Genomic DNA, 13607 nt, shown 5'->3' with positions numbered 1-13607 from the left:
GCCCCATATTCTAGGGCCATCTTTTTTTATCCTTTATACGCTTCTTCATTCAATAAACGCGGTGGACATTTGCCCTCCAACGCAGCTATGACGCTTTCTGCTGCCATTTTCCCCATAGCGGTGCGCGTTTCTGCTGTAGCTGAACCGATATGCGGAAGGGTAACGACATTTTTCATGCTTAGTAAAGGATTCCCAGAATCGACCGGCTCCTGTTGGAATACATCCAATCCAGCTCCGGCAATCTCTTTTTTATCCAAAGCCTCGATTAACGCCTGCTCATCAATCGTCTTTCCTCTTGATCCATTGACAAAAACGGCAGACGGCTTCATCAGCTTAAATTCCCTAGCACCGATCATATTCTCTGTCTGAGGAGTAAGCGGCGTCATCAGACAAACATAATCCGACTTTTCAAGCAGTTCGTCCAATTCACAATAAGTAGCATCATACAGGCGCTCGGCTTCATCGTTGTGCGAACGGTTATGATACAAAATGTCCATGTCAAAGCCCATATGCGCCCTTTTTGCAATGGCGCTGCCTATGCCGCCCATTCCAATTATCCCGAGTACTTTATGGTGGACATCCAATCCGAATAATTCTTCCTCAATAGGTCCTGTCCATTGCCCAGTCTTCACGTATTGATCCAGTTCAGTGAAACGGCGCCCAGCCATCAATAATAGCCCAAATATCGTATCTGCCGTCGTATTATTTAAAACATCAGGCGTATTTGTAGCCATAACGCCCCTTTTTGTCATTTCAGTAAGATTAAGGTTATCATATCCCACCGAAATATTGCTGACCACCTTCAGTTTCGGGGCATGCCCAAGCAAATCGCCATCTACTTTCAAATCTGCACCAAGCAACGCATCGGCATCCTTCAACTGTTGCCGGAATTCTTCCTCATTGCTCTCATCCAATCGTTCAAAATAAATAATCTCGTAATGATTGCTGAACAAGTCCAATACTTCCTGTGGCACTCGTTTGTAAACGATTACCTTTTGTTTCATATGCTATCTCTCCTTCTCATAAGTTGTGGGTAATCCTATATGTAAACTTGCGTTAAGCATAGCATTGTTATGCCAATTTTTCCATTTATTAATCAACTTCATCATAATGCAATTGTCAATAAAGGGATAAACGGATCTTATGTCGAATTTTCTTGAAGAACATAAATAGGAGGTTAACGGCAGATGAATTATATTCAACAAATGAGACAGCATATCGGGCATGACACGCTCCTGACAGTCGGATGCGGCATCATTATTACAGACAAGGATGGACATATTCTGCTTCAGCACCGAAAAGATCTTACCAACTGGGGTATTCCAGGCGGAGTCATGGAAATCGGTGAAACCTTCGAAGAATGCGCCATCCGGGAGGTTCGTGAAGAAACAGGGCTGAACATTCATGACTTGTCCCTTTTCGGCCTTTATTCCGGAGATAATTGCTTTGCGACTTACCCGAATGGAGACAAAGTATACAGTGTACAAATCATTTTCATGTCATCGTCCTATACAGGCAACCTAAAACAGGATGATACAGAAACAATCGGCCACCAATTCTTCCACAGAGACCATTTGCCGAGTGGCATCAATCCATGCCAGCAGACATTCATTCAGGACTGGGCTGCTTTTTCTCCCGTGCCTGTCATTAAATAAACCTTGCCTGCCCAGTGTTATAACCATAACTTATTCCGTAATATTAGTTGAAGGGCACTCTTTGGGAACAAATAGCTTGGGGAAACTAGAATTTTTACTAGCAAAGGTTTCAAAGGATTAAAAAAATAAGCTAAATAAGGAATTACAGAATTACGATTTACCTAATTCTCAATGGGCAGTTTTAAAGAGACTAGACATTACAGAAGAATGTCATTTACCACCAAATAAAAGAACTGCTGTTTCAATAGCTTCTGAATTAGAATTTGATAAACCTATGTATAAAGAGTCTTCTAACACTGATTTAAAATGAATCTCCAATCCCTTTGAGGAATTCGAGATTCATTTCGCACTCGATCAAACGGATTCCATACTTACTGCTATTCTCTGATCGTTATTCTCCCCGCACAAATAGGCCTATATGGCTTGTGATTTTAGAGCATTTGAGTATTTGTTATCCATTCTGGGCATAGAATGATCCCCTTCAAATAGAATGTATCACCATTTTAAATAATGGTTTTTTACACTCTCTACTTAAAGGGGATAATATCTGGCTAGCCAGAAAGCATCATTTGTTTATTTATCGGTTCTACATTACTTTATTTTAACAACCGGCTTAATGGTTACCCCTGTTTTTGAATCTTCAAACGCCTGGTTGATCTCTTCGAAATCATAGTACTTCACTAGTTTATCGAATGGGAATAGCCCCTGTTTATAATATTCAACCAATTCAGGAATGAACAGTTGCGGTACTGTATCTCCTTCGATGACACCCATCACTGTTTTTCCTTCCGCCATAATTTCATTGAAGACATCAATATTCATTTCAGGCGTAATTCCTACGATCGCCACTGTGCCAAGCGGACGCAATGCTTTCAAGCTTTGATGGACAACTGGCGGAACACCTGTCGTTTCAACTGCATAGTGAGTACCGACTCTGGTAATTTTCTTGATTTCTTCCACTACATCTACTTCTTTGCCGTTAAACGCGTGTGTCGCACCTAATTCTTTAGCCAAATCCAGACGGTTATCATGGACATCGACTGCAATGATTGTTTTGCATCCGGCAATCTTTGCTGCCATGATGGCACTGAGGCCTACTGCACCGCAGCCATAAACGGCAATTGTAGAGCCGAATTCTGGCTTAAGGCATGTAAGTACTGTTCCGCTTCCTGTCTGGATGCCGCAGCCTAATGGGCCAAGCAGTTCCAATTCTACGTCATCCCTTACTTTCACTACATTGCGTTCCTCGGAAATGGCATATGTACCAAAGGATGATTGTCCAAAGAAAGTCGCCAATTTCTCCCCGTTCTGTTCCAGGCGCTCGATTCCTTTAGAATCAAAGTTCAGCGCATTCATATTTTCACAAGTGGAAGGGTGGGCTGACAGACAATTCTCACAATGGCCGCAAGATGCGTATGATAGGACCACATGGTCTCCCGGCTTCACAGTATTGACCCCTTCCCCCACCTTCTCGACAATTCCCGATCCTTCATGGCCAAGGACAATCGGATATGGAGTAATACCGTTATCACGTGCGACAGCATCCGTATGGCAAACACCCGTCGCCACAATTTTGACCAGCACTTCATTGAATTTCGGTTCCGCTAGTTCAACTTCCTCAATCTTGAATTCTTCACCTTGGCTGTGAGTGACAGCAGCTTTAATTTTCATGGCGTATTCCTCCTGTGTTGTATGTTGATTATAAATTCTGGCTTTCTGCCTAACTCTTTTCCTTTACCCTAAGGTGCGCAGAAAAAATACAGGGGGGCTAATGATTCAAAAAATAGACAAATCTGCAAACACTGCGGCCACCAGGAATCCCTGCTTCTATTATCACTAGTCTTGGCCGGCCATCCAGTGGTTTAAGCTATACTGTTTTAGAGGATGTGATTTGATGTTGATGTATTTTACTTCATCCTTATTCTTGGATTAATTTTTGCTATTACAGGGGGCATTTATCTATTATGGCTGATTAAGGATAAAAATGTAATGTCTTTGGGTGCGTTAAAAGTTGTTGGGGTTTTGATTTTAAGCAGTTGACTGTTACCGTTCCCAGCCTTAAATATGTCATTTTAAAGGAATATGATGTCGTAAGAGGAGAGTGCGTCATTACAGTAGATACTTCTGGAAGGTCTTCAGAAGCTGATTTCGAAATGGTAGACACAGGTGATATATATTTTTTTGACGGCATTCCTGACCTTGATGCGTATGGAAAAGCAGTCCCATATTATTGTGAGCTGACTGTTACAAAAGACCATATGGTAGAAATCGGATATAAAATCTATGATTTAAAAACGAAATAGTTGATTACGAAAGGTAATTGAGTAGCTTTTTCATTAGTAATATAAAGAATAATAAACATATGAAATAAGGATAGTGTGAGTTTTAGATGTTTATCATCCACGTCTCATCTATCCTTCTTTACTTCAATCTCTTTGGCGATAGGTGATCAATGTATTCTTTTTTGGTAAAGAGAATGCATTCATTACTTCCATTGCATAAGGTGAAGTTGAGTCGAACTCTCCTTGAAGGTATTGGATCCCCTTAAAAGCAGCGAAACGGAATTGTGCAGCAACGAGTGAAGGAATCCATTTAATCAGGCTTGGTTCCGCTGCGCCGCACCATCCCCATTCTGCCATACGGGTATTTTCAGTTTTATGGAGAAATGAGTACGCCTTTACCTCTTTGGATGTACGGCAAACCAGCAAATAGCTTCCTTCTCTCCATACATCTCCATTCCAAATCATATGGTCCCATTCTTCCATTGGCATATGGGCTGCAGGATTCACCGTATGCGTCTCTTCGTAATTCTGCTTTACTAGTGAAGCCAATCCCTCTTTGATTAATTCTTCGCGTTCTGCCTGCTTGAAATCAAGCCATTCAAATTCCGGATTTTTTTCTATGCGTTCTATATGATCTTTTCTCACTTCAACCATTGGCATATATGTCCGCCTAACTTCAGCGAAACCTGCTGATTCCAATAATGACATCAGCTTTAACTCTTCTTCCTTTGCCGTTATTTGAAAAGGAAGGCTCTCCAGCTTTTCTTTTTCCACTTCTTCAAGCATTCGGCTTCCTATCCTTGTAAAATCGAGGAAAGGGTCTATATAAAGGCGCAAGTAATAGCAAAAAGGATGTACTCTATTCGACCATACCGCAGCTAATCCAATGACCTTTCCTTGTTCTACCGCCACTAAAGAAACGGCTTTTCCTTGTTTTTCGATCATTTCCAATATGTTTGGCTCTCCATTAGAATGTGCAATCAAAGCCTTGCATTCTTTCTTAAAAGAAGCTTTATATCTCGTCAATTGCATCATTTCATTATCCTCTCTCTCCTGCAATACATAAACAAAATCGCTCATTAAAGAAGATCAATCACGGAAATACAGACGCATATATCTTTTACTACTTTGTTGTGGATATGGAGCATTCCGCCGCATTGTCAGAGAAACAGAAGTTGTTTATCCGTCATATATACACTGTGGCAATTAAGCAACCCTTTTTTCAGACTAGGGGAAACTCGTGATCCGTCATAGGCACAGACAGCCATAATGCCTATCTCATTGACCAGGCGATCGATTCTATGTTCATATTCAGCGACAACAGATGATATTTGTTTTTCATCACTCCATTCGACATGGCCCCATGTACAGACTGGCATATTCTTTTCGAGATAGGGAGCAATTTTTTGAAGGAAAAACTCAACTATCGACGAGGGATAAAAATTTTTTCGGTAACAATAAAACTCAAAGCTGTTGATATAATACAAAGTTTCAATTTGAGCGGGAGTCAGAGATTTCTTTATATTTCTCATCAATAAAGGGAAAAGGCGCTCATTTTCGATAATCATGACAAATTTCTCTTGCTGGATCGCGCTGATCACATAATCAGAAGCATTCTCAATATAAGCGTTCACATCAAATGAATTATAAAAAATATGGACCCCATTGCCGCTGTGATAATCCTTGGACAGCCGAAAGATATCTTCTCTCATTTTTTCGATCTCCTCTCACTTCACCCTTCTTTCTCTTAGCATTCTTTATCTCTACTTAAGGATTCGATAAAAACAGCTTAATCCCTTGTTTATCAATTTCAATCCTATAAGATCCATACAAAAAAGCATGGCTCCATTTGCCATGCCCATTGATGCTTATATGCCATTCCTTACAAATTGAAACCCTAACCTGGATAAGGCTTTCTCCAGATTCGCTTCAATAATGATATCTTCTAAATCTACATTCCCTTTTACAGCATTGATTGCCATCTCCGGTTGAATGCCGGTCAATAAAGGCTTTACTCCCATAAGCTTCAACAACGTTACAATCTTTAACAATGATTCGCTTACACGCGCATTAATTTGGGATATGCCTGATAAATCAATAATTAAATATGTAAGATCCAGCTCTTGGCTTTTAGAAAGTGCCAAAGCAATAATCGCTTCCACTCGTTCCACATACATTTCACCGATAATCGGCAATACGGCAACCCCATGCGTCACTGGGACAATAGGTGCGGAAAGATGCTGTATTTGCCGGTTTGCTTTATCAAGCTCCAATACATAAGAAAGGACTTGGGACATTGTCTTGAAGAGCTCCACGTGCTTTTCATTGAAATCAAACGGCTTCTGATCCAATCCACAGATTGTTCCATAATTATCGCCATTTTCATAGTAAATCGGTATACCAATAAAACAGCCTTCGCCTAAATTTTCGGTCACACTTAATCGACAGGATCTTTCATCCTTATTAATATCCTTGATAATCAATACATCATTACCGCAATCAACACTCAATTTACAAAAAGTTTCATCAAACGGCAGTTCATCGCCCCTGCTCAACAACCTTTCGTCCTGATTGATTACATCCACAATATGGTTAGTTAACGAATCATTCTTCGCAATGAAGAGTGTGTTGATATCAATAAACATTTGCATCATTTTCAAAATGCGATTAGCCGCTTCTTCGAAATTATGGAATGTTTGAAACCCTTGGCTCACATCATCTAATCTGTTCATCCTTTGACATACCTTTCCATTGACTTACTTCAATTTTCTTTATGTATACCCTACTTCATTTTAAATTGAAACCACCGGCATAGCAACAAAAGCGGAAGGCGCCTGTTTACCCCCGACAAGCTTAAGTCGGGGTGCTGACAAAGGCTGCTCTTCGCCTTTGACAGTGCCATGGCTTAAGACCTCGAGGGGGTGGCGCTTGCAGCTGGATGAGAACAAAAGCGGAAGGGACCGTTTAGCCACGTATGAACTGGACCCCTCACTCTTGAGATATAGGAAACACGAAGAGCGCAGCGATTCGATGTTGACTTATCGTAGAAGATGAGGGGGAAGTTCACTAGTGGCTGGTCCCTGCAGCTGGATGAAACAAAAGCGGAAGGCGCCTGTTTACCCCCGACAAGCTTAAGTCGGGTAACAGTGACACACTAATTAGCTTTTATCAAAAAAAGGCATCCTTACACGGATACCTTTTTGAGTTAGCTTATTAAAATGAAATGACTTGATATCCCATAAGAATAACTATGACCACTACGATAATAAACAAAATCCATAGCGGCATCGCTTTTTTATTTCTCTTTTGGCGTGCCAATAGCATTTCCATCAATCCTATTAGAATAATGGCAAGGATGCCTTTAACAACAAAGTTAGCCGGGAATCCCATTTTGGCGATCATACCGATTCCTGTACCCAGCATCACAATATAGAAAATTCTTAAAATTATCCCCATCACTTTTTTACTTTCCAGGATATACGTCAAAAAGAACGCAATCAACAGAATCACCCACGAGCTCGCATGGATGGAATATAGTGTATGAAACATTTCTTATTCCTCCTTTATCTCCTCATTATACATCTTTAATTGGTTTTTAGCGTACATTAATTCTTATTATCACTATCTTAAAATAACATAACCAATCATTAGTTATCAAAATATATGTTTGTAATCTTCAAAGAAACATGGCACCTATAACGAAGCTTTTTGCTCCAACCAGCCCCATCGCTGTACTATCCATTTGATACTGCTATACTTTAATTAGAGGATTTCTATAGAACATATCTTTTTTCTCAAAAAATCATTATTCATCGGTATATGGATACTGCTTTTTAGGGTATATAAATATGTGATTATTTAAACAAGCTTTTTAATGGGCTATCTCCTACATATACAATTTTTCAAACAACCAAGGAGGATGTTGGATGTCTTTTTTAATTACTCTTCTCGGTTTATTTGTTGCGATTATTCTATCAAGCTTATTTAACAACAAATGGCCTAAAGTGCCGCTGGCCTTATTTCAGATAGCAATCGGTGTAATTCTATCTTTATCCCCGATTCCTACTGATTTGAATTTTGATCCTGAAATATTTATGATATGTATCATTGCTCCACTACTGTTCAGTGAAGGGAATAACGTCTCTAGAAAAGAATTATGGGACTTGCGCTCCCCCATTCTATTGCTTGCCTTTGGGCTTGTTTTTTTCACTGTTTTGGCAGGGGGCTATCTTATTCACCTATTGATTCCAGCCATGCCGATGGCTGTAGCATTTGCCCTTGCAGCGATTATAACACCGACCGATAATGTAGCTGTTAAATCAATAACCAATGGATTAAAGCTGCCGGGGAATATCATGCCGATTTTAGAGGGAGAGTCCCTTTTGAATGATGCTGCAGGGATTGTTGCCTTCAAAATGGCCCTTGCCGCAGCAATGACAGGTGTCTTTTCCATTAAAGATGCCAGCTTGAATTTTCTGTTTGTTTCTTTGGGTGGGGTCATACTTGGATTGGTTGTCGGATACTTGATCGTTAAGTTTCGATTAGCCATCCGAAACTTTGGTTTGGAAGAAATTACGATGATGGTGGTCATTCAATTCATTACTCCTTTCTTCACTTATTTTATTGCCGAAGAAATTGGAGTATCCGGTATCCTTTCAGTAGTAGCCGCAGGGATTATCCACGGAATTGAAAAGGATCGCCTCCAACGGACAACGACCAAATTGCAGTTTGTTAATTCATCTTTTTGGTCCATTATTTCATTTGCCTTGAACGGGCTTGTTTTTACATTGCTGGGCTTTATGCTCCCCTCTGTATACAGAGGATTGCAGCGGAATCCGGAAATAGATTTGTGGTCCATTATTAGCATTACTTTCTTCATTTCCGTTGGTTTATTCGTTCTTCGTTTCCTTTGGGTTTTATTGCTCCATAACGTATTTACAAAAGAGCGAAAACCTCCGCTTGAATTATTTTTTATTAACCGTTATCAAGCTTCAATGGACTATACAGAGGGAGAAGTGCCAATCTCTAAATATCGCTACTCTTTTATAATGGCCATATCCGGAATCCACGGTACCATTTCATTGGCGACTGCGCTTTCCATTCCGTTCATGCTATCCAATGGCCATGAATTCCCGATGAGGAATACCGTATTATTTATCGTTGCCGGAGTCATTCTGATTAGCCTGCTCACTGCAACTTTCATTCTGCCCTTATTAGGTGAAAAAGAAAATACCATTGACGAAAAGCATATGTCGACTGACGACGCGTTTAAAGATTTGCTCAGAAGGACTATCCAGCAATTGACAAACGAAACAAAAAATGAATCAGATCTCGCAGTGCAGCAGGTAATCAGAGAGCTGCATCAGCAATTAATGAATATGGAATCAGGCGAAGCAAAAGCGCCTGATCAAAAGATTATTAAGGAATTAGCCTTTAATGCTTCCGAGAAAGAATTGGAAGTCGTCAAAAAACTGGTTAAGGAAGAGCGGATCCCCGCTTCCGTACTGAAGATTTATACGGTTTATCTGACTAAAACAACTCAGTTCATGCAGAAATCACCAATCCGAAAACTGAAATCGATTCTTCTTTTATGGTTGTTCAAACGAAGAATCAACCGAAAATGGAAGAAGGATTACGAAGCGCGGTTAAATGATGCCCTTGATAAATACAAGGATGAAATCCGCGGCATCCGTTTCGCACAAATCATGGCTGCCAGAGGGGCTGTTTCCTATATCAAAAAGCAAATGAATGATGACAATCACCAGGAGGCCATCCTGGTTATGCAGCGATACAATCGCTTCCTAAAACAAATGACATTGCGCAAAGACAAAGATGGGAACTACCAAATGAAGCTTAACCGTACCCATCTCAGGGCAACCCAGATCGGCAGGGATATTATTGAAGAAATGATTGAAGAAAAGAAAATCACAGCAAGAGTTGCGGGGGAGCTTCGTGAAAACCTCGTATATGATGAAATGCTGTATATAGGCAACTAATCAAAAAAAGGCAGCCCTACAGGCTGCTTTTTTTGATATTTTATATATTTTCAACTAATATTTGCTGCTTTTCTTTCTTGCGGAACATATAGAAAACAAGCAATGCTATAACTAATATACTTGATAAACCAAAGGTCATGTTGTAGCCTACACCAGACGCCACATGGCCAAGTGTCGCTGCCCCGATCGCCATTCCAAGATCCATGAAATTCAAGGTCATGGCATTAGCTGTCCCGGCTTTGGCATGGCCTACCCTGCTTACGGCCCAGGCTTGCATAGTCGGCTGCATCACTCCGTATGCAATCCCATAAAAGATTGCTGCAATGAATAGTACGGATAATTGATGTGAAAAAGCCATAATGATTAAACCGATGACCCCGAATATACTTGCAGGATACACTAAATATTTATGTCCCAGGCGATCATATATCCGTCCCGAAAATGGGCGGGTAAAGACAAGCATGGCCGCGACAATAAGGAAGAATAAAGAAACTTTCCCCCCGAGATGATTTTCGGTGCCTAAACCGTCGATAAAGTTGACGGTACCGGAAAAAGTGATATAGAACAAACAAACCAGCACTCCGGGCAATAAAGCCTTTTTGCTGAATGCATTGCTCCAGAATGAGCTTTTTTCTGCCATTCCCGCTTGTTTGGCTTCAGCCTCTGGCTGTTTATTTTTAATGAATATAGATCCTATGACAGTAAGCAATGTCATGAATGCAATAATCACTAGCAATGTTGAAAAAGAGTAAGAGTGGAGAATTGATATAGCCAGCATAGGGCCAAAAGTAGTCCCTAGGCTTGTTGCCATCCCAAAATATCCGATTCCTTCCCCTATCCGGTCGATAGGGATTAAGTTAGTAGCCATTGTGGCAAGCAATGTAGTGATGAAGCCAAATAAAATGCCTTGTACAATCCGAAGGCCGACGAGGAACGAATAAGTTTCCCTTCCGAGGCTAATGCCGATTGTCACGATGCCTAAAATTAATGCAACCAGCAATATGGCTTTCATGTTAAACTTTTCGATTAATGAACCAACAAAAGGCCTTGATACAATAGCCGCCAGCATAAAAGTAGTGGTCATCATTCCGCCTTTGGACGGGTCACCGCTCAATCCCGTCACAAAAACGGGAAATCCTCCCATTAATGCCTGAAAACTTAAGAAAAACAAAAAAGTGGTCAGTATCGTTACAATGTACTGCCACGTCCATAATTTCGATAGTTCGTGCTGTTCCAATCCTAATCCTTCTTTCGTATGAATATGTGCAATTATGATTTCCTTATCTCTTCTATATTGACGCGGATCTGCTTCAATACAGCCATAAACTCATCCAATTGCTTTTCTGATAAATGCGCCAATATCGATTCAAACAACTCTTCCACTTGAGGCAATACAATATCGACCAAATCCCTGCCCTGATCCGTTATTTCCACTATGTATGAACGGCGGTCATTCGGATTTGCTTTTCTTTTAAGAAGTTTCCTTTGTTCCAGCAAATCGAGTATCTTTGTCAACGTTGCCTGGTCCTTATCTGTACGCAGCGACAATTCTTTCTGGTTCAGGTCACTTACAAATGAAAGCTGTTTTAGGACCGTCCACTGCTCGCTCGTAATATGGTATTGCTTCAATTCATGATTGATAAGTGCTCTTATCAATTTGGTCGTAGAAGACGCCGCAAAACCGATATCATCCTTCAACAATGTTTTCCACTCCTTCCTTCTGTTTCCCGTTCTTTTCAGCAAGTATCCTATTTATTATAACCATAAAACTAGTTTGATAGGAAATAATATGCATACAAACTATTTTTATAAAAAGCAAATCTCATACAGTTGGCTTTGCTTTCAGGCTTTAGTTTTCATAAAACGAAACAGGGTATAAACCAATATAACAATCCAAGCATTAACCTAGTTGGGAGGAAATTATATGTTCAAGAAAATCTTAGTTGCTATCGATGGGTCCCCTATGAGTGATAAGGCACTGGAAGCCGCATTCAGCTTTGCAGAAAATCAAGGTTCCAACCTATTGCTGCTGCACGTAGGCAGAAGCGTTATTATGCCTCCAAGCATGATGGTCCCCACCTCGGAAAATGTGTATGAGGCGATCAAAAATGCAGGCGAAGAAATAGTCCGGCAAGCAAAAGAAAAAGCCGAGGCAAAGGGTCTTCATCCTGAAGCGGAGTACGTTGAAGGCGACCCGGCAGAACAAATTGTGGATATTGCTAAAGATAAAGAGGCAGACTTAGTCATTATCGGCAGCAGAGGGCTTGGAAACTTCAAGGAATTTATGCTTGGCGGAGTCAGCCATAAAGTATCCCAACACGTTCATTGTCCTATTCTCATCATCAAATAAGTATATTAATATATTAAAAATAGTAGAAAAATATTTTTTCTTAAATGAATCATTTCACAAAAAATCCCGGGCCTATAAAAGGGTCCCGGGATTTTTATGATACATTCTTCTGATTAATAAGCTAATGTATACAGAGCTTTAATATGTGACAAGTAACGAAGATTACTTGCTTCTTTCATCATAGAAGCAGGAAGCCCTTTAAGGGATGTGTTGCTGGCTCCGATAGAAGCTACAGCGTCTTTGCGCCCTAAGCTTGCCAATGTACCAGAGTTAACTGGATTGAATACTTCCATATTTTTATTCATTAAGTAAGCAAATAGGTTATAACCTACTAGCTCGCCCATCTGCCATGCAATTTGTGCGGTAGGTGGATGTGGTCTTCCGTCTTCTTTGAAGACAACTGCGCTATCGCCTACAACAAATACATCTTTATGGGATGTAGATTGAAGGAATTCATTTACAGTCGCACGTCCGCGGTTTACTTCCAAGCCTGATTCTTCGATCATTGGAAGCCCTTGTACGCCACCTGTCCATACAAATGTATTGGCAACGACTTTTTCGCCATTTTTAAGATCGATTTCATTTCCTTTAACACCTGTTACAGGTACGCCAGTGATGAATTCGACACCACGCGCCTCAAGGCTGGACATTGCACGCTCAATTAGGTGGTCCGGAAGCATAGGCATAACTTTAGGGCCTGCTTCAACGAGCTTGATTTTCAAATCTTTAGGATCCACGCCGTATTTCTTGGCAACTTTAGGCATGTTATCTGCGATTTCACCTACAAGTTCGATACCAGTCAATCCGCCGCCGCCGATTAGAATTGTAGCATCTTCCACTTTTTTGGTTTTTGAGTATTCACGAATATGTGATTCAATATGGTTGTAGATTTTGTTAGCATCTGCTGTTGATTTTAATACAAAGCTGTATTCTTCTAAGCCTGGGATACCAAAGTAAGCTGTTTTGCTTCCCAATCCGACAACTAGAGCGTCGTAAGTCAAGATGCTTCCGTCAGCAAGCTTCACTTTTTTATCGTTTACATCAAAAGATTCTACCTTTGTGATTTTAAGATCTACATCTTTTCCTTTTAACAGTTTTTCCAAAGGCATGGCAATTGCTTGCTCATTGACTGTGCCCCCAGCCAATCTGTGTAATTCAGTGATGATTTGGTGTGTAGGGTATTGGTTGACTAACGTTACTTTTGCTTCTTCTTTGCTTAAATATTTACGTACAGTTTGAGCAGACAATAAGCCGCCGTAACCTGCACCGATTATGACAATATGTTTTGACATAGTTAAAATCCTCCGTCCTCGCTAATAGATTA

At 40.5% G+C, this 13607-nt stretch carries 13 protein-coding genes; 4 read left to right on the top strand and 9 right to left on the bottom strand.

The window, feature by feature from the left end; genetic code table 11:
• Nucleotides 1-26: 26 nt before the first annotated feature.
• Nucleotides 27-1004 (bottom strand): 2-hydroxyacid dehydrogenase, encoded by a 978-nt coding sequence (locus ABC357_RS00625; RefSeq protein ID WP_412885648.1) that lies wholly within the window; start codon nucleotides 1002-1004, stop codon nucleotides 27-29.
• 183 nt (nucleotides 1005-1187) lie between these two features.
• Between ABC357_RS00625 and ABC357_RS00620 the strand changes: the two genes are divergently transcribed.
• On the top strand, nucleotides 1188-1655 hold the full coding sequence (locus ABC357_RS00620) for an NUDIX hydrolase (RefSeq protein WP_412885647.1): 468 nt from the start codon (nucleotides 1188-1190) through the stop codon (nucleotides 1653-1655).
• A 591-nt stretch (nucleotides 1656-2246) separates the two neighbouring features.
• On the opposite strand, the gene ABC357_RS00615 is transcribed toward ABC357_RS00620, so the two are convergent.
• Nucleotides 2247-3326, bottom strand: a complete 1080-nt coding sequence (locus ABC357_RS00615; protein WP_412885646.1) for an NAD(P)-dependent alcohol dehydrogenase — start codon at nucleotides 3324-3326, stop codon at nucleotides 2247-2249.
• A 365-nt stretch (nucleotides 3327-3691) separates the two neighbouring features.
• Here ABC357_RS00615 and ABC357_RS00610 point away from each other — a divergent pair, with 365 nt between their 5' ends.
• Nucleotides 3692-3958, top strand: a complete 267-nt coding sequence (locus tag ABC357_RS00610; protein ID WP_412885645.1) for a hypothetical protein — start codon at nucleotides 3692-3694, stop codon at nucleotides 3956-3958.
• A 123-nt stretch (nucleotides 3959-4081) separates the two neighbouring features.
• Here the strand turns inward: ABC357_RS00610 and ABC357_RS00605 are convergent, their stop codons facing one another.
• From ABC357_RS00605 to ABC357_RS00590, 4 genes are all read right to left on the bottom strand, one after another.
• Nucleotides 4082-4972, bottom strand: coding sequence for a hypothetical protein (locus ABC357_RS00605; protein ID WP_412885644.1), 891 nt, complete (start codon nucleotides 4970-4972; stop codon nucleotides 4082-4084).
• A gap of 125 nt (nucleotides 4973-5097) precedes the next feature.
• Complete coding sequence (locus tag ABC357_RS00600; RefSeq protein WP_412885643.1) at nucleotides 5098-5649, bottom strand: MEDS domain-containing protein; 552 nt, start codon at nucleotides 5647-5649, stop codon at nucleotides 5098-5100.
• A gap of 156 nt (nucleotides 5650-5805) precedes the next feature.
• The gene (locus ABC357_RS00595) at nucleotides 5806-6669 is read right to left on the bottom strand and encodes an STAS domain-containing protein (RefSeq protein ID WP_412885642.1); all 864 of its coding nucleotides are present in this window, start codon (nucleotides 6667-6669) and stop codon (nucleotides 5806-5808) included.
• A 481-nt stretch (nucleotides 6670-7150) separates the two neighbouring features.
• The gene (locus ABC357_RS00590) at nucleotides 7151-7486 is read right to left on the bottom strand and encodes a YisL family protein (protein ID WP_412885641.1); all 336 of its coding nucleotides are present in this window, start codon (nucleotides 7484-7486) and stop codon (nucleotides 7151-7153) included.
• 377 nt (nucleotides 7487-7863) lie between these two features.
• Between ABC357_RS00590 and ABC357_RS00585 the strand changes: the two genes are divergently transcribed.
• Nucleotides 7864-9933 carry a Na+/H+ antiporter gene (locus tag ABC357_RS00585; RefSeq protein ID WP_412885640.1) on the top strand — a complete coding sequence of 690 codons (2070 nt, stop codon included), beginning with the start codon at nucleotides 7864-7866 and terminating at the stop codon, nucleotides 9931-9933.
• 40 nt (nucleotides 9934-9973) lie between these two features.
• On the opposite strand, the gene ABC357_RS00580 is transcribed toward ABC357_RS00585, so the two are convergent.
• The gene (locus tag ABC357_RS00580) at nucleotides 9974-11170 is read right to left on the bottom strand and encodes an MFS transporter (protein WP_412885639.1); all 1197 of its coding nucleotides are present in this window, start codon (nucleotides 11168-11170) and stop codon (nucleotides 9974-9976) included.
• 32 nt (nucleotides 11171-11202) lie between these two features.
• Nucleotides 11203-11634: a MarR family winged helix-turn-helix transcriptional regulator gene (locus ABC357_RS00575; protein WP_412885638.1), complete on the bottom strand. Its 432-nt coding sequence runs from the start codon at nucleotides 11632-11634 to the stop codon at nucleotides 11203-11205.
• A 223-nt stretch (nucleotides 11635-11857) separates the two neighbouring features.
• Between ABC357_RS00575 and ABC357_RS00570 the strand changes: the two genes are divergently transcribed.
• A complete protein-coding gene (locus ABC357_RS00570; RefSeq protein ID WP_412885637.1) occupies nucleotides 11858-12283 on the top strand; it encodes a universal stress protein in 426 nt (141 codons plus the stop codon).
• Between the two features lie 113 nt (nucleotides 12284-12396).
• Here ABC357_RS00570 and ABC357_RS00565 read toward each other — a convergent pair whose 3' ends face one another.
• Nucleotides 12397-13575, bottom strand: coding sequence for an NAD(P)/FAD-dependent oxidoreductase (locus ABC357_RS00565; RefSeq protein ID WP_412885636.1), 1179 nt, complete (start codon nucleotides 13573-13575; stop codon nucleotides 12397-12399).
• Between the last annotated feature and the right edge of the window lie 32 nt (nucleotides 13576-13607).

The organism is Bacillus kalamii (assembly GCF_047238185.1).
In the GTDB taxonomy this organism is placed as follows: Bacteria; Bacillota; Bacilli; order Bacillales; family DSM-1321; genus Bacillus_AD.
Note: the sequence above shows the minus strand (reverse complement) of the source record. Positions and strands in the feature narration are given on the sequence as shown.